Source organism: Fundidesulfovibrio sp. YSD1 (genome assembly GCF_055397115.1).
The window spans coordinates 1038804-1058105 of sequence record NZ_AP043666.1 but is presented as its reverse complement, the minus strand read 5'-3'; the positions used below and the strand labels follow the sequence as shown (position 1 = coordinate 1058105).

Genomic DNA, 19302 nt, shown 5'->3' with positions numbered 1-19302 from the left:
CCGTCGGGAAACTCACGCCGGCCTTTTGAACAGGCCGGGGAATCGGCTTCTTCAGCGCGCGGCCGCGCCTGGCCTCTCAGTCCTCGGCGGGCTCGCCAGCCGGGCGGAACTTGGCCGCGTCCATGCCCAGGCGGCGAAGGATCTTCTGGAGCGACACCCGCTCAAGCCCGGAAAGCCTGGCGGCCTGGGTCACGTTGCCTCTCGAGCGCTCCATGAGCCCCATGACGTAGGAGCGGGTGAAGTCGTCCAGCACGCGCTCCTTGGCCGCGAGATAGGGCTCGAACCCGGCGGCCAGCGAGCGTTCCCCCTTGCCCTGGGCGTCCAGCAGGCGCACCTGGGCCTCGGTGATGTACGGCCCCGAGGAGAACACCGCCGCGCGCCTGACGAAGTTGAGCAGCTCGCGCACGTTGCCCGGCCACTGCCTGGAGCAGAGGTAGTCCATGGCCGCCGGGGTCAGTTCCTTTTTTCCCGTCTCCAGCTCGCAGCAGGTGCGCTCCAGGAAGTGCATGGCCAGAAGCGGCACGTCCCGGGCGCGCTCGCGCAAGGGGGGGACGCGCAGGGTGAGCACGTTCAGGCGGTAGTAGAGGTCCTCGCGGAACTCGCCCGAGGCCATGCGCGCCTCCAGGCGCTGGTTGGTGGAGGCCAGGATGCGCACGTCCACGGGGATGCTCTCGCTGCCGCCCACGGGGCGGACCTCCTTTTCCTGAAGCGCGCGCAGAAGCTTGGGCTGGATGTGCACGGGCATGTCGCCGATCTCGTCCAGCAGGAGGCTCGACCCGTCCGCCGCCAGGAAGAGCCCCTGCCTGGCCTTGACCGCTCCGGTGAAGGCCCCCTTCACGTGCCCGAAGAGCTCGCTCTCGAAGATCTGCTCGGCCACGGCCGTGCAGTTCAGGCTGACCATGGTCCGCTCCCCGCGCCTGCTCAGGCGGTGGATGGTGCGCGCCACCAGCTCCTTGCCGGAGCCCGATTCGCCGAGCACCAGCACGGTGTAGTCGTTGGCGGCCACGGCCTCGATCTCCTCGCGCAACTGGCGCATGGCCGGGCTCTCGCCGATGAGCGCCGGGCCCGGGCAGCCCGCGTCCACGGCCGCCTTGAGCCGCCTGTTCTCGCGCGCCAGCGCCGAGCGGTCCAGGGCCCTGGCCACCACGCGGTAAAGCACGTCCTGGTCCACGGGCTTGGAGAGAAAATCGTAGGCCCCGCTTTTCAGCGCCTTCACCGCGCTCTCCACGCTGCCGTAGCCCGTGAGCATGACCACCGTGAGCGCGGGTTCCAGGGTCAGCGCGCGCTCCAGCAGGGCGAAGCCGTCCCGGCCGGGCATGCGCACGTCCGTGATCAGAAGCGAACAGGGGCGCTCCTGCAGGGCCTCCAGGGCCTCGTCGGCGCTGCCGCGCACGAGCACGGGGTGGGCCGGAAAGCCTTTCTGGATCAGCCGGGCCACGCCCTTGGCGAAGTGGGTCTCGTCGTCCACCACGAGGATGGCGTCGCTTGTGAGCTGGTCATTCATCAGTGAAGTCCTGGTCCTTTTCCACAGGCAGGCGCACCGTGAACGCGGCCCCGCCCTCGCTTACGGCCTCGATCTGCCCGCCCAGGTCGCGCACCAGGCCGAAGACGACGCTGAGCCCCAGGCCCGTGCCCTTGCCCACGCTCTTGGTGGTGAAGAACGGGTCGAAGAGCCTGCTCAGGTTCTCCGGCGGGATGCCTGGGCCGTTGTCGCGCACGGTGAGCGCCACTTCGCCCGCCTCGGGGTCGTGCCTGGCCGAGATCAGGATGCGCCCGTTCGCTTCTTCGCCCATCTCCCCCAGCGCGTCCAGGGCGTTCAGCACCAGGTTGGTCAGAATCTGCTCCAGCGAGGAGGTGTTGGCCCGCACCGGGGGCAGTTCGCCCGGCAGGTCGGTCGCGATCTCGATGCCCGCACGCGCGGCCTTGGCCCGGAAGACCCGGGCGATGAACTCCGCCGACTCCGAGAGGCGCACCGCGCCCACGGCCTCGGGCTTGGGCCTGGCGAAGCGCATCAGGTCCTCGAGCACCTTCTGGGCCTGGAGGGTGTAGCGGATGATGATGTCCAGGTCCTGGGCGTGGGGGCTCTTGCCGTCGTCCCAGAGCAGGCGAGCGTAGCACAGGATCACGCCCAGGGGGTTGTTGATCTCGTGGGCGAGCCCCGCGGCCAGGAGGCCCACGGCCACGGACTTCTCGCCCTGCTGGAGCCTGGCGAGCATGGTCTTTTCCGTGGTGTTGTCGCGGGCGTAGACGATGGTGCGCCCGGGCCCGCCCAGCGCCCCCATGGGGTAGGCGCGCAGGGTGAAGGAGCGCCCGCCCGGAAGCAGGGCCTCGCGCTGGATGGTCGCCCCGGGGGCGCGCGCCGTCTCGGCCGAGAGCGCGGCGAAGCCCAGCACCCGGCCCCCTCCGTTCAGGGACGCCAGGAGCATGTTGGCGCTCTCGTTGGCGTGGAGCACCTCGCCCGTGGCCGAGAGCAGGAAGAGGGGATCCGCGATGCCCTCGAAGATGGACTCCAGCACGGTCTTCTGGCGGAGCAGGTTCTCCATGACCTCCAGGTTCTCGAGCGCGATGCCGAGCTGGCGGCCCACGGCCTCCAGCACCTCGCGCTCGCGGCCCGAGAGGTCCGTGTCGCGGAACCAGCGCAGGGCCAGGGCCCCGCGCGGGGTCTTGCCCGCCTGCACGGGCACCACGGCCTCGCGGCTCCTGAAGATGGCCGAGCCGTCGATCAGCGCGGAGCGGTCGGAGCTCCCCATGGGCGGCCACTGCCCGCCCCGGGGCCAGATGTGGGAGTTCATGGAGTAGAAGCAGCTGAAGCTCACCGAGTCCGCCCTGAAGCGCCCGGCCACGGCCTCCAGGGCCTTGTCCAGAAGCGCCGCGCGGTCCGCGCCCTTCACGAAGAGCTCCAGCACGTAGAGGAACAGGCGCACGTCGGCGCTCCTGGCCTCGGCCTCGCGCCTGGCGTCGGCGGTGCGCTCGGAGACCTTGGCCTCCAGGTTGGCGGCGTAGTCGCCCAGCTGTTCCTTGGCCTCGCGCAGGTGGTCGGCGAAGCGCTCCATGTCCTCGATCATACCCTCGATCTCGTCGCCCTGGCGCTTGGGCGGATTGTCCAGGGTGCGCCCGGCCTCGGCCGGGAAGCGCTCGCGCAAAAGCGAGGAGAGCCTGCCGATGTTTGTGACCATGATCCGGTCGAAATAGAGGTGGCTTATGCCCATGATGAGCATGGTGCCGCAGGCGAAGACCACGATGAAGTTGACGATGGTCCGGTTGATGGCCGCAGCCTCGTTCTGCACGGGCATGATGATGCTGTCGAGCCCGGCCACCTCGCCCTCGACGCGCCCGAAGCCCTTGTCCGCGCCGTAGCGGGCCAGGAGAACCCTGGGGGCGTCCTCGGGCCTGCCGTGGCAGGAGAGGCAGGAGGCCTCGAAGACCACGGGCTTGGCCATGAGGAAGTACTCCTCTCCGTTCTTCGTGAAGTAGCGGCTGACCTGCTCCTCGCCGGGGTGCGCGCGGAAGTAGCCGATGAGCTCGCGCTCGGCCGCGTCCGCCCCGTACTCGGGGTTGCGCGGGTCCAGCGAGACGCGGCGGTAGACGAACTTGTCCTTGGCGGTGTTGTTGTCGCTCATGACCTTGCGCGTGACGTACGAGGTGGACATGGCCTCGATGACGAAGGCGTCTTTCGGCAGGGTCTCGTACATGGTGGGGCGCAGGGTCTCGCGCACGTAGGTCTGGAGGGCCAGGGCCTGGGAGAGGACCATGTTGGCCTTGTCCGCCACCTCGGTCTCCAGGAGCACGCCCAGGTAGTGGTTGAGCGAGATGCCGAAGACAAGGCCGATGCCCATGATCACGGCGAAGAGCCTCAGGTAGAGGCGGGTCTGGAGCCTGGTTTTCTTCATGGCGTGGAAGCTTCGGGGCCTTTTGGGGCCTCGTCCGCTGCGCGAGAGATAGGGGCCGGGCGGCCGGGTGTCAACGCGCGCGCCCCGGGAGGGGCCTTGGAAAGTCCCCCGGGCGGACCGCGCGGTCCGCCCGGGGGCAGTGGTCATATCTCGGGGACGGGGGTCTTCACCAGGTAGAGCGAGCAGGGCAGCTTGCCCAGCAGGTCCTTGGCGGTGTCGCGCACGGTGGCCGTGCCGCGCCAGAAGGGGTGGGCCATGACCAGCGCGTCGTAGGAGCCGTCCTGGCACTCCTTGAGCAGCTCCTCGCGCACCACTCCCTGCACCACCTTGACCTCCAGGTCGATCCCCTCCGCCCTGGAGCGCACCTCGGCCACCAGGCGCTCGGAGTCCTTCACGTCCTCCTGGCCCGCGTACTCGATGTACGCGCCGCGCACGGTGGAGCCCGAGAGCCAGTCGTGCCCGGTGTAGTCGCTCCAGTTGCCGTCCAGCACGAACAGGGCCGTGAGCTTTCCGCCCCGGTCGCGCACGAGGCGCACGGCCTCGTCCATGGCCTGGGTGGATTCGTTCAGGGCTAGGAGCAGGTTCATTACGGCAGGGTCCCCGCCACGTGCTCGACCACGAGCAGGCCGTTGCCGCGCTTGAAGGCGTCCCCGGGCTTCTTCTTGAGTTCGATGACCTTGCCGGGGGTCTTGGACTTGAAGGTCTCCTTGGCGGCGGTCTCCTGGATCTCGCCCTGGACGAACTTCTTCTTCTTGAACTCGTAGACGTAGAGGGGCTGGCCCTCCTTGATGGTGTCGCCGGCGGCGACCTTCATCTCCACGAGCTTGCCGTCCACCGGGGCCTTGATGGTCACGGTGTCGATGAAGAAGGCCATGTACACGAGCACGAACACGACGGCCAGGGCGGCGAAAACGCAGGCGCCCATGTCCTCGTGGCGGTCGGTCCTGAATACGGTGAGCTTTTTCTTCTTGTCTTCGGCGGACATGTGTTTCTCCTCCCTAGAACGGGGCGTCCTTGGCGATGATGAAGATGGCCATGAGCAGCGCCAGGACGTACTTGATCGAGCCCGCGGCCAGGCCGACGATGAGGGGCTTGCCGCCCGCGGCCTTGATCTCGCCGAAGTCGATGTAGGCGCCCAGGCCGACCATGCCGATGCCGAAGATCCACTGCATCAGGTTGCGCAGCAGGTGCGACGTCTCGGAGCCCTCCTGGCCCAGGAGGCCCATGGAGCCGAGCACGGTCATGCCCATGAAGCCCAGCACGAACACGGGGAACTTGGACTTGAGGATGCCCCAGAGGCTGATGTTCTGGCCGCCGGCCTCTTCCTTGTTGCCGCTCCAGTACCAGACGGTGATCACGAACACCACGAAGGGGATGATGATCACGCGCATGACGTTCCAGAGCTCGCCGTAGGCCACGGCCGTGCCGGGGGCGATGACCGGGTTGTAGGACAGGCAGGCCGCCAGCACCTGGCCGGAGTTCAGGATGCCCGTGCCCACCCAGACGCCGTACTGGTAGTCGGAGAGGCCGAAAACCTTGCCCAGGAAGGGCGAGAGGAACATGGTCATGACGCCGAAGCCCAGGATCGTGGCGATGGCCAGGGCCACCTCGGCGGGCTTGGCCTTCACGCCGGGGCTGGTGGCCACGGCCGCGGACACGCCGCACACGCCGCAGGCCGCGCCCATGACGCCCACCAGGGAGCGGTCCATCTTGAGCACCTTGCCCAGCCACATCACGAAGATGACCGTGCCGAACACGAACGCGGAGATGAGGAACGCGGCCATGGCGCCCAGCTTGGCCAGGCCGCCGATGGTGTAGATGGAGCCCAGCATGATGACGCCGGTCTTGATGAACAGGCGCGTGGTGCGGAATCCGTCGGCGGCCCAGTCCGGGATGGTGCCCCGGAAGAACACGTTGCGGTACAACACGCCCATGACGATGGAGATGATGATGTAGTTGAGGTTCAGCACCCGCGAGAAGAACTGCTCGAACCCGAACACCTTGTGGGGTTTGAGCCAGTCTTCGAGCCACTGCGCGAAGATGAACGTGGCGATCATCAGGGCGAGCCCCGGCACGATGGCCATGAGCTTGCCCGCTCCGCTTCTCTCTTGCATTTCCATGAACTCCTTACTTGACGATGAGGACGTTTGCGCCCGCGTGCTCCGCCACCCTGGCCGACACGGAACCCAGAAGCATCTTCGCCGCGCCGTGGCGGCCCGTGCTGCCGACCACCACCAGGTCGGCTTTGGTCTCCGCCGCCGCCTCGGCGATCTTCTCTGCAGGGCGGCCCGTCTTGGTGATGATCTCGGCCTTGACGCCCCTGGCGGCCAGGGACTCGGAGACCTTGCGCATCTGGCCCCGGGCCTCGGCGGCGAGGCTCGCCGCGACCATGTCGCAGTCCTCGCTGGAGAGCTCCTCCGAGGAGAGGCACAGGTCCGGGACCACTGTGACGATGTCCAGCCTGCCGCCGAACTTGGCCGCGATCTTGGCTGCCTCGTCCAAGGCCTTGCCTGCCTGGGGGGAGCCGTCGTGCGCCACGAGTACGTTCATGCGCGAAACCTCCTTTGGGTGTGTGCCGGCCGGGCGGATGCCGCCCGGGTTTCCGCCGTCCCGGGGCGCGTCCTGAAGCCCGGGGACTGCGCGCATTGAGCAAGGGCGATGCCAATGTTGCGAGGTGGACAAACGATCGTAATAATGTGAATTTTTTGAGAGGCCCGGCCCGGTTGGTGCTAACGCGGGGGCTTTTGGTGCCAACGGCCGTTAGCACCAACGTTTTGTTTGCGTGCGATTAACAGAAATGTTAAATGCAAAACGGAGGCGCGCCATGCGTTACAATCGCGTCGCGCCCCCGGCGGCCGGCCGGCCGAAAAGGCCCGCGCGCGGCCCGCGCGCCCTGGAGTGATCCGAATGGATGGGAAACCGCGTCTTTCAGGTCCCTGCGAGGAGTATTTCCGGAACCTTTTCGACAAGATTCCGCAGGCGCTGTGCGTGGTGGACCACAGGGACACGGCCTTCAAGGCCAACAAGGCCTTCGAGCTCCTCTTCGGCTATTCGATCGAGGAGGTGGAGGGCCGGGGCCTGGACGGGCTGATCATCCCCCCCGGGCGCGAGCACGAGCTTCAAGCGCTGGCCCGCGAGGTGCGCGCGAGCGGCGTGGGCAGCCTGGAGACCACGCGCAAGCGCAAGGACGGAAGCCTGATCCAGGTGGTGATCACGCTCTTCGCGGCGGGCCCACCGGAGGACGGCACGTTCTACGCCGTCTACGCCGACATCCAGGACCTGCGCGACACCGAGCGCAGCCTCAAGCGCGCCGAGAACAAGTACAAGGCCATCTTCGAGAACGCCGCCGAGGGCATCTTCCAGAGCACCCCGGACGGGCGCTACCTGGAGGCCAACCCGGCCCTGGCCGCCATCTACGGCTACTCCTCCCCCCAGGCGCTCGTCCTTGGGCTCTCGGACATCCGCTCGCAGCTCTACGTGGACCCGGGCAGGCGCGAGGAGTTCGTGCGCCTGGTCTCGGAACGCGGGGAGGTGAAGAACTTCGAGTCCCGGGTCTTCCGCAAGGACGGCTCCGTGATCTGGATCAGCGAGAACGCCAGGGCCGTGCGCGGCCCGGGCGGGGCCGTGGCCTACTACGAGGGCGCGGTCACGGACATCACCGCGCGCCGCCAGGCCGAGGAGGCCCTCAAGGACAGCCGCGAGCGCTACCGCTCCCTGGTGAAGTCCGCCACGGACGGCATCCTCACGCTCACCAACACGGTGGTCACCAGCGTGAACCACAGGGCGCGCGAGCTCTTCGGCTATCAGAAGGGCGAGATGGAGGGGCTCGGCGTCGAGAGCCTCTCGCCCCCGGTGCAGCCCGACGGCAGGCTCTCCTCCCTGGCCGCGCGCGAGCTGGCCGAGGCCGCCCTGGCCGGGGAGCCCCGCAGGTTCGAGTGGGCGCACGCGCGAAAGGACGGCACGGTGTTTTTTTCCGAAGTGTCGCTCAACCGCTTCGACGCCCACGGCGAGACCTTCCTCACCGCCGTGGTGCGCGACGTCACGGCCAGGAAGCGCACCGAGGAGGCCTTGAAGCGCGAGCGCGCGCACTTGAAGATGCTCTTCGAGGGCTCGCCCAACGCCATGACGCTTCTAAGCCCCGAGGGGCGCATCCTGGACGTGAACCCGGCCTTCTGCCGGATGTTCGGCTACGCGCGCGGCGAAGTGACGGGGGAATACAACCGCCACCTCATCGTGCCCGAGGGCTTGGCCGTGGAGGCCGAGAGCTTCAACCGGATCATCCGCGGGGGCGAGCCCGTGGCCAAGGAGACCGTGCGCAAGACCAGCGCCGGCGGGCTGATCCAGGTGTCGCTTCTGGGCTACCCCATCGTCATCGGCGGCGAGGTGGAGGGCATCTACTACATCTACGAGGACATCACCGCGCGCAAGAGCTTCGAGGAGCAGCTCACCCACCAGGCCTTCCACGACTCCCTCACCGGCCTGCCCAACCGCACCCTGTTCATGGAGCGCCTGAGCCGGGCCATGGAGCGCGGCAAGCGCAGGCCCGGCTACAACTTCGCCGTGCTGCTCCTGGACCTGGACCGCTTCAAGCGCATCAACGACAGCCTGGGCCACCTGGCGGGCGACGCGCTGCTCAAGGGCATCGCCCGCAGGCTGGAGGCCTGCCTGCGCTCGGTGGACACCGTGGCCCGCCTGGGCGGCGACGAGTTCGCCGTGCTGCTCGAGGAGTTCGCGGGGGCGCGCGAGGTCGTCCAGGTGGCGGACCGCATAAGCGAGGTGCTGTCCCGGCCTTTCACCATCCTGGGCAACGAGGTCTACTGCGGGGCGAGCATAGGCATCGTGCTGAAGACCCAGGGCTACGAGAACGCCGAGGACATCCTGCGCGACTCGGACATCGCCATGTACCGCTCCAAGGAGTCGGGCAAGGACAGGCTGGCCTTCACCCGCAAGATGCACGAGCTGGCGGTCGAGAACCTGCGCATGGAGAACGAGCTGCGCCAGGGGCTGAAAAACGGCGACCTGGAGCTGCACTTCCAGCCCGTGGTGGGCATCCCGGGCGGGGAGCTCCTGGGCTTCGAGGCCCTGGTGCGCTGGCGGCACCCCCAGCTGGGCGTGATAGGGCCCATGCGCTTCATCCCCCTGGCCGAGGAGACCGGGCTCATCCTGCCCCTTGGCGAGTGGGTGCTCATAGAGGCCATGCGCCAGATGAGCCGCTGGCGGCAGCTCCATCCCGCGGCCTCGGGGCTTTTCATGGCCGTGAACATCTCGAGCAAGCAGTTCCGCCAGCCGGACCTGGTGGAGTTCATCAGGCGCGGGCTGGCCCAGCACCGCATCCCGGCGGACGTGCTGCGCCTGGAGATCACCGAGAGCGTGATCATGCGCGACGCCAAGACCTCGGCGGACAAGCTGGGCAAGCTCAAGGCGCTCGGGGTCAGGCTTTTGGTGGACGATTTCGGCACGGGGTATTCGTCGCTCTCCTACCTGCAGCGCTTCCCCATCGACGGCCTGAAGATCGACCGCTCCTTCATCAGCGGGGAGGGCGACGCGCGGGAGAACCTGGAGATCGTGCGCACCATCATCTCCCTGGCCAACAACCTGGGCCTGGGCGTGGTGGCGGAGGGCGTGGAGACCGGCGAGCAGTTGCGGAGCCTGGAGCGGCTCGGCTGCGGCAGCGCCCAGGGCTTCCTCTTCTCGACGCCCATGGAGGCCTCGCGGGCCGGGGAGCTCATCGCGGAGTCCGGCGCCAGGGCGGACGCGCTCATGCGCGCCCGGCGCGTCTGAGCCAGATGGAGGCGATCACCCGGCGCAGGTCCTCGCGGGTCACGGGCTTGACGATGTAGCCGTCCATGCCCGCGGCCATGGCCGCCGCGCGCTCCTCGGCCATGGCGTTGGCCGTGAGCGCGGCCACGGGGATGTCCGGGTTCCAGGGCGCGCTCCCGCCGCGCTCTCCCGCCCGGATGCGACGCACCGTCTCCAGGCCGTCCAGGCCCGGCATCTGCACGTCCAGGATGACCATGTCGAAGCCGCCTTCGGTCAGGGCCTCCAGCGCCTCGGCCCCGTCGGCCACGGCCCGGACCGCGTGGCCGTCCATCTCCAGGAGCTTCACCGCGACCATCCGGTTCACCTTGTTGTCCTCGGCCAGCAGGATGGAGAGCCCGGACACGCCCGGGGCGTCCTCCTCGTGCGGGGCGGCCTTCTCCTCGGGCTGCGCCTCGGGCAGCACCAGGGTGAAGAAGAACGTGCTGCCCTCGCCCGGGGTGCTGCGCACGCTCAGGTGCCCGCCCATGGCCGAGGCGAGCTTTCTCGCGATGGAGAGCCCGAGGCCCGTGCCCCCGCGCCTGCGCGTGAGCGCGCCGTCCACCTGGGTGAAGCTCTCGAAGATGCGCGTCAGGTCGTCCGGCCCGATGCCGATGCCCGTGTCGCTCACCTCGAAGGTCACGGCCACGTTCCCGGCCGCCTCCCCGTCCCGGTCCGCGCCGCGCACGCAGGCCTCGGCCAGGCGCGCCGAGAGCAGCACGCCGCCGCGCTCGGTGAACTTCACGGCGTTGCTCACCAGGTTCACCAGCACCTGGCGCAGCTTGTCGGCGTCTGCCACCAGCGCGGCGGGGACCTCCGGGTCCAAGCTCACCTTGATTCGCAGGTCCCTGGCCTCGGCCAGGGGCTCGAACATCCTGGCGCAGGCGTTCAGGAGTTCCATGGGCGAAAACGGCGCGGGCTTGAGCTCCACCCCCCTGGCCTCGATCTTGGAGAGGTCCAGGATGTCGTTCAGGAGTTCGAGCAGCGCCGAGGCCGAGCTCTTGAGCGTCTCCAGGTACTTCTGCTGCTCCTTGTCCAGGGGCGAGTTGAGCAGCAGCTCGGCCATGCCCAGCACGCCGTTCATGGGCGTGCGGATCTCGTGGCTGACGTTGGCCAGGAATTCGCTCTTGGCCTGGCTCGCGCTCTCGGCGCGCTCCATGGCCCTGGTCAGCTCGCTGGTGCGCTCGGCCACCTTGAGCTCGAGTTCGCGGTTCTGGCGGGTGATGATCTCGTTCGTGGCCTCCAGGGCCTCGAAGGACTGCTCGAGCTGCCCGGCCATGTCGTTGAACACGCGGGTGAGGTCCCCAAGCTCGTCGGCGCGGTCCACGGGGATGCGCCCGGCGAAGTGGCTCGTGGCCAGTTCGTCCGCACCGGCCTTGATGCGCTCGATGGGCTGGGCGATCCACTTGGCCGCGCGCACGCTGGCCATGGCCGCCAGGGCTATGGCGGCCAGGCAGACCAGGGTGGTGGCCAGGGCGTTTCGCTGCACCGGGGCCAGGAAGTCCCAGGCGGGCACGGCCACCATGAGCCGCCAGTCCAGGCCGAGCTCGTCCCGAAGCGGCGTGGACAGGGCGATGACCGAACCCGTCTGCATGGAAAACACGACGGGGTCGTAATCCTGGTGCGGCCCGGACAGTGCCTCGGCCATGGCCGAAAGCCGCCTGTCGCCGCTCTCGGCGGCCGTGAGCCTGCGCGCCTGCCCGTTCTCCTCCACATAGAGGGGCACGTCCAGGGACGTGGCCACCAGCCTGCCTTCCGCGTCCACTATGCAGGCCCAGCCCGAGCGCCCGATGGGCTGGCCGCGCAGGTAGTCGCTCAACTGGGAGAGCACGTAGTCCACGGCGAACACTCCCCGTAGCTCCCCTCCGGGCGCGTACACCGGCAGCGAGGCCGTGATGGCCAGGTCCTTGATGACGAAGTGGCGGTAGATGGGCGACCAGACGGCCTGCCCCGCCTGCACGGCCGAGGCGTACCACGGCCTGGTGCGCGGGTCGAAGTTCTTGAAGACGTGGAGCACGTCCCCGGCGCGGTCGCCCGGGGCCAGGGCGTAGTAGGTGGAGTCGCCGCCGGTGGCCCTGCCGGAGTGCACGAGTTCGATGCCCGCCGCGCCGCGCCGCGCGCCCACGAATTCGCCGTCGGGCATGCCCACGAAGTTGTACACGGCGGAGGGGAAGGCCCGGAGCTGCCTGGCGAAGAACGGCTGCCAGGACGCCGGGTCGGAGGGCTCCAGCGCGCCGAGCTCCAGGGCGTCGGCGTCCAGGCGGTTGAGCAGGGGAGGGGCGGCCATGAACTGGCGCACCTTGGTCTCGATGCGCCGGGAGACCTCGCGCGCCAGCACCGAGGAGACCTCCTCCACGGAGTCGTTGCCCGCCCGGATGGCCAGCCAGCCGGTCAGGCCCACGGCCAGCGCCGTGAGGGCGACCGCCGGGAGGATGAGGACCGTCCGTATGGATTTGCGCTTCGAGGCGAAAAGCGAAACGATCATCCTCATTCTTCTCTTCCCGTATTTGCCGGCACCACGCGTATTTGCATTGTTCGTAAATAACCGGGAGAAAAGGATCAAGGACAATATCCAGCGGCGCGGTCGGGATGGCCGGGGCGCGCGGCGGCGCGCGTCCCGGCAGGGGAGGGGCGTTCAGGGGGCGCGACGGCTGCGCGTCAGGCCACGGAGTCCGGGCCGGGGAAGGCCCGGGAGGCCATCTCCTTGCGCCTGCGCGCCAGGGCTTCCAGCAGGCGCTGCCTGTCGCTGGCCGGGGTCAGCGAGGTGAGGATGTCCTTGAGCTCGGCCGTGAGGGGGCGGCCGTTGGCGTCGGCGCGGAGCTTGAGCGCCCGGGCGACGGACTCCTGCCTGCGGGATGCCGTGGTGCGGGGCATGGCGAACCTCCCGTATATTCTAAAGCGATAATCCACGAAGAGGCGCAGTCAAGGCCTCGACCCGCGACGCCCCGGCGGGGTATGGGGCATCATCGAGGAACGTCGAACCTGGAGGTCTTCATGAAAGCGCATGTATTGGCAGCCGTGCTGGTGCTGCTGGCGGCCTCGGCCGCCCGGGCCGAGGAGGTCGAGTGCCTGACCACGGAATGGAAGCTTTTGGGCGCGAACCACCGCGTCTGCGTCTACGCCTTCACCGACCCGGACATGCCCTGCGTGACCTGCTACCTGAGCCAGGCGCGCAAGGGTGGCATCTCGGGCTCCGTGGGCCTGGCCGAGGACCCCTCGGAGTTCTCGCTGGAGTGCCGCCAGACCTGCGAATTCGCCCTTCCGGACAAGCTGCCCAAGACCAAGAAGGTCTTTTCCGAAGGCACGTCCGTTCTCTTCAAGGACACCGAGATCACGCGCATCTTCGATTCCAAGCGCGGGGCGCTCATCTACCTGGCGCTCAGCCGCAAGATCATCTCGGGCGCGCCCAAGAACTCCATCTCCACGGTGGTGGTGCGCAAGTAGCCTCCGTTCGGGGTGCCGGGGGGCGCGTCCAATGTTTCCGGCGTGTTGCGCCCGGGTGTCCGCCCGGTGGAAGAGAGGCTTCGTTTCCGTGAGCGGAACGATTCCGGCCGCCGCGGCCCGGTTCTTCATTTTTGTCGACAACCAAAGAAATTCATTGGGCTTTTGAGCGCCCCATCTTCCAAACCGGGGCGAAAAAAGCTATCAGGAAAACGCCTTTCCGCGACGATTTCGTGAACCATGCGGCGTACGGCCGCCAACCACCTCAAACGACAGGAGATGATCGGATGAAGAGATCCCTTGCCGTCTTGGCGGCCCTCGTGCTCGCCGCCACCCTGGCGGTCAACGCCCAGGCCAAGACCCTGAAGCTCGCCCTGGACGCCGACCCCCCGCGCCTGGACTACATGAGCCAGCTCTCCGGCAACCTGCTGTCCTACGCCGAGTGGGTCTTCGACCCCCTGGTCCGCTGGACCAAGGACATGAAGATCGAGGCCAGGCTCGCCGAGAAGTGGGAGCAGAAGGACCCCCTGACCCTGCGCGTGTACCTGAAGAAGGGCGTCACCTTCCACTCCGGCAACCCCATGACCGCCGCCGACGTGAAGTGGACCTTCGACCGCATCCGCAAGGCCCCGGACTGGAAGGCCCTCTACGACGCCTTCAAGGACGTGGTGGTGGTGGACGACCACACCTTCGACTTCGTGTTCTCGCGCCCCGAGCCCCTGGCGCTGAACCTCATGACCTACATCTTCCCCATGGACTCCAAGTTCTACTCGGGCAAGGACGCCCAGGGCAAGGACAAGGACCTGGTCTCCAAGACCGACCCGGTGTTCGCCAACTCCAACGCCTCCGGCACCGGCCCCTTCAAGGTGGTCTCCTACGAGCCCCAGGTGAAGATGGTCATGGAGCGCAACGCCGCCTACTGGGACAAGAAGACCAAGGGCAACGTCACCCAGATCGTGCTGACCCCCATCAAGAACGCCGGCACCCGCACCGCGGCCCTGCTCTCCGGCGACGTGGACTTCATCAGCCCCGTCAACCCGCAGGACCAGGACCTGATCAAGAAGGACAAGAACCTCTCCCTGGTGAACATGCCCTCCGGCCGCACCATCACCATCGGCTTCAACCCCGACGCCCAGCCTGAGTTCAAGGATGTGCGCGTGCGCCAGGCCGTGATCGCCGCCGTGAACAACGCCGGCATCGTGGACAAGATCATGAACAAGCTGACCGTGCCCGCCTACCAGCTCTCCGCCAAGGGCATGTCCGGCTACAATGCCGACCTCAAGGCCCGCTTCGACATCGAGAAGGCCAAGAAGCTCATGAAGGAAGCCGGCTTCGAGAAGGGCTTCAACGTGACCATGATCGCCCCCAACAACCGCTACACCAACGACGAGAAGATCGCCGAGGCCGTGGCGGCCATGCTGGCCAGGATCAACATCAAGGTCGACCTGAAGACCATGCCCATCACCCAGTACTGGCCCGAGTTCCAGAAGCGCCAGGCCAGCCTGCAGATGGTCGGCTGGCACCCCGACACCGAGGACTCCGCCAACTTCTTCGAGTTCCTGCTCTTCTGCGTGGACAAGGAGAAGGGCTTCGGCGCCTACAGCGCGGGCTACTGCAACCCCAAGCTCGACGAGTTGGTCAAGTCCGCCGGCACCGAGACCGACCTCAAGAAGCGCAACAAGATCCTCCAGGACGCCGAGAAGATGGCCTACGACGATGCGGCCACCATCCCGCTGCACTACGAGCCGCTGTCCTGGGCGGCCAAGAAGAACGTGAAGCTCGACACCTGCATCAACGTCCAGAACTTCCTGTACCTGGGCGACCTGGTCATCGAGTAGGTTTGACGCCGTGACGGCCGGGGGAGGCGAAGCTGCCTCCCCCGGCCTTTTCGCGCCTGCGCCGCCCCGTTGCCGCCCGCCACGGTCTGTTTGCGCTGGACCGGCGGCCCGGAATCGGCTATGCGGCTGCGCCCGGTCCGGAAAGTTCGGGCCCCGGCGCCGGCCCTCCGCAACCCGGAGGGAGCCTACACCCGGGCGCGCGAGCCTGCAGCGCCCGGAGCGCGGGGAAAAGCCCCGCGGCACATTTCCTGATCAGTATTCGCATTCGCGGCGTTTCGCCGCCCGGCCCCGGAAGCCAGTCCTCGGAGGGCGCGGGCGGGCGAGCGCATGCCCCTGGCCCCGGGCCGGGGGGGCGGCGGGAGTCCCCGGCAGGGGAGGGAGGTCAAACATGTTCGCCTTTTTCGTCAGACGGGCGGGCCAGGCCCTCTTGGTCATGGCCATCATCAGCCTGGTCTGCTTTGCCGTGCAGCACAAGATCGGCGACCCCATCCGCGACCTGGCGGGCGAGTCCGTCTCCGAGGTGGAGCGGGCCAAGCTGCGCGAGAAACTGGGGCTCAACGACCCCCTGCACGTGCAGTACCTGCGCTTCGTGACCAACGCCGCGCAGGGCGACCTGGGCATCTCCTACATGTTCGGCAAGCCCGCCCTGGACGTGATCCTCCAGAAGTTCCCGGCCACGGCGGAGCTGGTGCTCTGCGCGGTGCTCTGGGTGCTGGCGCTCTCCTTGCCGCTGGGCATCTACGCGGCCATACGCCCGCGAAGCGCCATGACGCGCGTGATCATGGGGGCCTCCATCGTGGGCGTGTCCATCCCCGTGTTCCTCATCGCCATCATCCTCATCTGGATATTCTCGGTCTACCTGGGCTGGCTGCCCTCCTTCGGCCGGGGCGACACGGTGACGCTCCCGTGGGGCTGGACCACGGGGCTTCTCACCTGGGACGGCATCGAGCACATGGTCCTGCCGTCCATCTCGCTGGCCTCGCTCACCCTGCCGCTCTTCATCCGGCTCATCCGCTCGGAGATGATGGAGGTCATGCAGAGCGAGTACGTGAAGTTCGCCTACGCCAAGGGCCTGCCCTTGTGGCGCATCTACCTGGTGCACGCCTTCAAGAACACGCTCCTGCCCGTGATCACCGTGGGCGGCGTGCGCATCGGCACCATGCTCGCCTTCACCATCCTCACGGAGACGGTGTTCCAGTGGCAGGGCATGGGCTTCATCTTCCTGCAGGCCGTGGAGCGCGCCGACACCTCGCTCCTCGTGGCCTACCTCGTGGTGGTGGGACTCATATTCGTCAGCGTGAACACCGTGGTGGACCTGGTCTACGGCCTGGTCAACCCCATGGTCCGCGTGGCCGGGAGGAAATAGCCGTGCTGGCAAAATGGAACGCCTTCAAGAACTCCTGGCTGCTCTACCGCTTCCTGCGCGACCCCGTGGCCGTGGCCTGCGCGGTGGTGCTCGTGGTGCTCTCGGCCTCGGCCTTCCTGGCTCCGGTGGTGGCCCCGCACGACGTGTACGACGCGGCCAACATCGACATCCTGGACGCCCGCACCGGCCCGGCCTGGATGGAGGACGGCTCGGCCCGCTTCCTGCTCGGAACGGACCAGCAGGGCCGCGACCTGCTCTCGGCCATGCTCTACGGCATGCGCACCTCGCTGATCATCGGCGTGGGGGCGACCATCCTGCAGTGCCTGATCGGCGTGGTGCTGGGGCTCACGGCGGGCTACGCGGGCGGCAAGACCGACTCGTTCCTCATGCGCCTGGCCGACGTGCAGCTCTCGTTCTCCACGCTCATGGTGGCCATCATCATAAGCGTGCTGGTGGACGTGCTCCTGGGCCGCCACGCCCTGGCCCTGCGCGAGCAGATGGCCGTCCCGCTCCTGGTGCTGGTCATCGGCCTGGCCGAGTGGCCCCAGGTGGCGCGCACGGTGCGCGCCTCGGTGCTGGGCGAGAAGAAGAAGGAATACGTCGAGGCGGCGCGGGTCATCGGGCTCTCCCCGATACGCATCATGTTCCGCCACATCATGCCCAACACGCTCTCCCCGGTGCTGGTCATCGCCACGGTGCAGGTGGCCGGGGCCATCATGAGCGAGGCAGCGCTCTCCTTCCTGGGGCTCGGCATGCCCGTGACCAGGCCGTCGCTGGGCTCGCTCATCAAGACGGGCTTCGAGTACATCTTCAGCGGCGCGTGGTGGATCACGGCCTTCCCGGGCATCCTGCTGGTGGTGCTCATCCTGGTGATCAACCTGCTGGGCGACTGGCTGCGCGACTTCCTGAACCCCAAGCTCTACAAGAAGGGGTAGACGGCCGTGAGCACAGAAACGCTTCTCTGCGTCAAGAACCTGGAGGTCACCTTCGCCCTGCGCTCGGGGGACTTCCAGGCCGTCAAGGGCGTGAGCTTCGAGCTCGACAAGGGCGAGCGCCTGGGGCTCGTGGGCGAGTCCGGGGCGGGCAAGTCCATCACGGGCTTCTCCATCATCAACCTGATAAGCGCCCCGGGGCGCATAAGCGGCGGCAGCGTGCTCTTCGAGGGCCAGGACCTGGCCAGGCTCTCGCCCGAGAAGATGCGCTCCATCCGGGGCGACCGCGTGGCCATGATCTTCCAGGACCCGATGATGACGCTCAACCCCGTGCTCACCGTGGGCCAGCAGATGATCGAGACCGTGCGCGCGCACATGGACGTCTCCAAGGCCGAGGCCCGGCGGATCGCCGTGGAGAAGCTCGCCAAGGTGCGCATCTCCTCGCCGGAGCGCAGGCTCGGGCAGTACCCGCACGAGTTCTCGGGCGGCATGCGCCAGCGCATCGTCATCGCCATCTCGCTTTTGGCCAACCCGGCGCTGATCATCGCGGACGAGCCCTCCACGGCCCTGGACGTGACCATCCAGGCCGAGATCATGGATCTCCTGCTCGAGCTCTGCGAGTCCGAGCGCATGGGGCTCATCCTCATCAGCCACGACCTGGGCGTGGTCAGCCAGGTGACCCAGCGCATGGCCATCATGTACGCGGGCTCCATCGTGGAGATGGGCCAGACCGCGCAGATCATCGAGAACCCTCGCCACCCCTACACCCAGGGGCTCCTGGCCGCGCTGCCCGGCCAGCAGGAGCGCCGCGGCAGGCTGAACCAGATACCCGGCGTGATGCCGGGGCTGACCAACATCCCGCCCGGGTGCGCCTTCCACCCGCGCTGCAAGGCCGCCATGCCCGTGTGCTCGCAGGCGCAGCCCGCCCTGTGCGACCTGGGCTCGGTTTCCGTGGCCTGCCACGCCGTGAACAAGGAGGCCGCCCGATGAGCTCCCTGGTTGAAATCAAGAACCTCGAGAAACGCTTCGACATCTCCGGCGGCTTCCTGGACCAGCTCAAGTTCGAGGGCGGGCGCTTCACGCGCAAGCGCACAGTGGTCAAGGCCGTCAACGGCGTGAGCTTCTCCATCGACAAGGGCGAGACGCTCTCCGTGGTGGGCGAGTCCGGCTGCGGCAAGTCCACCCTGGCCCGGGCCGTGATCGGGCTGCACGCGCCGAGCTCCGGCGAGGTCTGGTTCGACGGCAAGCGCGTGGACGACCTGCCCGCGCAGGTCATGCGGCCCTACCGCAAGCGCATGCAGATGGTCTTCCAGGACCCATACGCCTCTTTGAATCCCAGGCTCACGGTGCGCTCCATCCTGGAGGAGCCCGTGCGCATGCACTTCCCCGCGCTCTCCCCGGCCGAGGTGGCCGACCGCGTGGCCCACGTGATGTGCCAGGTGGGCCTGGACCCGGCCTGGGCGGGCAACTACCCGCACGAGTTCTCCGGCGGCCAGCGCCAGAGGGTGTCCATCGCCCGCGCGCTCACCGTGGACCCGGAGTTCATCGTGGCCGACGAGCCCATCTCGGCCCTGGACGTGTCCATCCAGGCCCAGATCCTGAACCTGCTCATGGACGCCCAGGACGAGCGCTCGCTCACGTACCTGTTCATCAGCCACGACCTGGGCGTGGTGCGCCACATCTCCACGCGCGTGGCCGTGATGTACCTGGGCTGCCTGTGCGAGCTGACCACGGCGGACGAACTCTTCGCCAACCCGCTGCACCCCTACACCCGGGCGTTGCTCTCGGCCATCCCGCGCCTGGGGGCCGACCCCTCGCGCCGCGTGCGCCTGGAGGGCGAGATCCCCTCGCCCATCAACCTCCCGCCCGGCTGCGTGTTCCACGGCCGCTGCCCCCACGCCGACGCCCGCTGCCGCGAGGAGATCCCCCAGGCCCTCACGGCCGGGGAGGGGCATCTGGTGGCCTGCCACGCCGTGCAGGAAGGGCGCATCTAGATATCGGTTTTGCGCCTGTAGAATCCATCCTTGTTGCCGGGTGCG

15 protein-coding genes are annotated in these 19302 nt (G+C 68.0%); 7 read left to right on the top strand and 8 right to left on the bottom strand.

The window, feature by feature from the left end:
- Window positions 1-76: 76 nt before the first annotated feature.
- From ACZ5V4_RS05020 to ACZ5V4_RS04995, 6 genes are all read right to left on the bottom strand, one after another.
- The gene (locus ACZ5V4_RS05020) at window positions 77-1504 is read right to left on the bottom strand and encodes a sigma-54-dependent transcriptional regulator (protein WP_464317075.1); all 1428 of its coding nucleotides are present in this window, start codon (window positions 1502-1504) and stop codon (window positions 77-79) included.
- Window positions 1497-3890, bottom strand: coding sequence for a c-type heme family protein (locus tag ACZ5V4_RS05015; RefSeq protein ID WP_464317074.1), 2394 nt, complete (start codon window positions 3888-3890; stop codon window positions 1497-1499). Before ACZ5V4_RS05015 ends, ACZ5V4_RS05020 begins: the two co-directional genes overlap by 8 nt.
- Window positions 3891-4033: 143 nt before the next feature.
- Window positions 4034-4477: a universal stress protein gene (locus ACZ5V4_RS05010; RefSeq protein WP_464317073.1), complete on the bottom strand. Its 444-nt coding sequence runs from the start codon at window positions 4475-4477 to the stop codon at window positions 4034-4036.
- Window positions 4477-4875 carry a biotin/lipoyl-binding protein gene (locus ACZ5V4_RS05005; RefSeq protein ID WP_464317072.1) on the bottom strand — a complete coding sequence of 133 codons (399 nt, stop codon included), beginning with the start codon at window positions 4873-4875 and terminating at the stop codon, window positions 4477-4479. Before ACZ5V4_RS05005 ends, ACZ5V4_RS05010 begins: the two co-directional genes overlap by 1 nt.
- A 13-nt stretch (window positions 4876-4888) precedes the next feature.
- Window positions 4889-6004, bottom strand: a complete 1116-nt coding sequence (locus ACZ5V4_RS05000; RefSeq protein ID WP_464317071.1) for a YeiH family protein — start codon at window positions 6002-6004, stop codon at window positions 4889-4891.
- Between the two features lie 13 nt (window positions 6005-6017).
- Complete coding sequence (locus ACZ5V4_RS04995; protein ID WP_464317070.1) at window positions 6018-6440, bottom strand: universal stress protein; 423 nt, start codon at window positions 6438-6440, stop codon at window positions 6018-6020.
- A 357-nt stretch (window positions 6441-6797) separates the two neighbouring features.
- On the opposite strand from ACZ5V4_RS04995, the gene ACZ5V4_RS04990 reads away from it, so the two are divergent.
- Window positions 6798-9671 (top strand): PAS domain S-box protein, encoded by a 2874-nt coding sequence (locus ACZ5V4_RS04990; protein WP_464317069.1) that lies wholly within the window; start codon window positions 6798-6800, stop codon window positions 9669-9671.
- Here the strand turns inward: ACZ5V4_RS04990 and ACZ5V4_RS04985 are convergent.
- Window positions 9649-12177, bottom strand: coding sequence for an ATP-binding protein (locus tag ACZ5V4_RS04985; RefSeq protein ID WP_464317068.1), 2529 nt, complete (start codon window positions 12175-12177; stop codon window positions 9649-9651). The two genes, ACZ5V4_RS04990 and ACZ5V4_RS04985, sit on opposite strands and share 23 nt — an antisense overlap.
- Window positions 12178-12344: 167 nt before the next feature.
- Entirely contained in the window at window positions 12345-12560 is a 216-nt protein-coding gene (locus ACZ5V4_RS04980) for a hypothetical protein (RefSeq protein ID WP_464317067.1), read from the bottom strand.
- 120 nt (window positions 12561-12680) lie between these two features.
- On the opposite strand from ACZ5V4_RS04980, the gene ACZ5V4_RS04975 reads away from it, so the two are divergent.
- The 6 genes from ACZ5V4_RS04975 to ACZ5V4_RS04950 all read left to right on the top strand — a co-directional run bounded on the left by ACZ5V4_RS04975 (window position 12681) and on the right by ACZ5V4_RS04950 (window position 19257).
- Window positions 12681-13130 (top strand): CreA family protein, encoded by a 450-nt coding sequence (locus tag ACZ5V4_RS04975; RefSeq protein WP_464317066.1) that lies wholly within the window; start codon window positions 12681-12683, stop codon window positions 13128-13130.
- 284 nt (window positions 13131-13414) lie between these two features.
- Window positions 13415-14965, top strand: a complete 1551-nt coding sequence (locus tag ACZ5V4_RS04970) for an ABC transporter substrate-binding protein (RefSeq protein WP_464317065.1) — start codon at window positions 13415-13417, stop codon at window positions 14963-14965.
- Window positions 14966-15353: 388 nt separating this feature from the next.
- Entirely contained in the window at window positions 15354-16331 is a 978-nt protein-coding gene (locus ACZ5V4_RS04965) for an ABC transporter permease (RefSeq protein WP_464317064.1), read from the top strand.
- A gap of 2 nt (window positions 16332-16333) precedes the next feature.
- Window positions 16334-17266 carry an ABC transporter permease gene (locus ACZ5V4_RS04960; protein WP_464317063.1) on the top strand — a complete coding sequence of 311 codons (933 nt, stop codon included), beginning with the start codon at window positions 16334-16336 and terminating at the stop codon, window positions 17264-17266.
- Window positions 17267-17272: 6 nt separating this feature from the next.
- Window positions 17273-18253 (top strand): ABC transporter ATP-binding protein, encoded by a 981-nt coding sequence (locus ACZ5V4_RS04955; RefSeq protein ID WP_464317062.1) that lies wholly within the window; start codon window positions 17273-17275, stop codon window positions 18251-18253.
- Entirely contained in the window at window positions 18250-19257 is a 1008-nt protein-coding gene (locus ACZ5V4_RS04950; protein WP_464317061.1) for an ABC transporter ATP-binding protein, read from the top strand. The genes ACZ5V4_RS04955 and ACZ5V4_RS04950 overlap by 4 nt, the downstream gene beginning before the upstream one ends.
- Window positions 19258-19302 lie beyond the last annotated feature (45 nt).

What these genes read in the sequence shown, in the direction of transcription:
- ACZ5V4_RS04970 (WP_464317065.1), top strand. Translation starts at nt 13,415, where the DNA reads ATGAAGAGATCCCTTGCCGTCTTGGCGGCCCTCGTGCTCGCCGCCACC.
- ACZ5V4_RS04980 (WP_464317067.1), bottom strand. Translation starts at nt 12,560, where the DNA reads ATGCCCCGCACCACGGCATCCCGCAGGCAGGAGTCCGTCGCCCGGGCG.
- ACZ5V4_RS05000 (WP_464317071.1), bottom strand. Translation starts at nt 6,004, where the DNA reads ATGCAAGAGAGAAGCGGAGCGGGCAAGCTCATGGCCATCGTGCCGGGG.
- ACZ5V4_RS04950 (WP_464317061.1), top strand. Translation starts at nt 18,250, where the DNA reads ATGAGCTCCCTGGTTGAAATCAAGAACCTCGAGAAACGCTTCGACATC.
- ACZ5V4_RS05005 (WP_464317072.1), bottom strand. Translation starts at nt 4,875, where the DNA reads ATGTCCGCCGAAGACAAGAAGAAAAAGCTCACCGTATTCAGGACCGAC.
- ACZ5V4_RS04965 (WP_464317064.1), top strand. Translation starts at nt 15,354, where the DNA reads ATGTTCGCCTTTTTCGTCAGACGGGCGGGCCAGGCCCTCTTGGTCATG.
- ACZ5V4_RS04995 (WP_464317070.1), bottom strand. Translation starts at nt 6,440, where the DNA reads ATGAACGTACTCGTGGCGCACGACGGCTCCCCCCAGGCAGGCAAGGCC.
- ACZ5V4_RS04990 (WP_464317069.1), top strand. Translation starts at nt 6,798, where the DNA reads ATGGATGGGAAACCGCGTCTTTCAGGTCCCTGCGAGGAGTATTTCCGG.
- ACZ5V4_RS05015 (WP_464317074.1), bottom strand. Translation starts at nt 3,890, where the DNA reads ATGAAGAAAACCAGGCTCCAGACCCGCCTCTACCTGAGGCTCTTCGCC.
- ACZ5V4_RS04975 (WP_464317066.1), top strand. Translation starts at nt 12,681, where the DNA reads ATGAAAGCGCATGTATTGGCAGCCGTGCTGGTGCTGCTGGCGGCCTCG.
- ACZ5V4_RS05010 (WP_464317073.1), bottom strand. Translation starts at nt 4,477, where the DNA reads ATGAACCTGCTCCTAGCCCTGAACGAATCCACCCAGGCCATGGACGAG.
- ACZ5V4_RS04985 (WP_464317068.1), bottom strand. Translation starts at nt 12,177, where the DNA reads ATGAGGATGATCGTTTCGCTTTTCGCCTCGAAGCGCAAATCCATACGG.
- ACZ5V4_RS05020 (WP_464317075.1), bottom strand. Translation starts at nt 1,504, where the DNA reads ATGAATGACCAGCTCACAAGCGACGCCATCCTCGTGGTGGACGACGAG.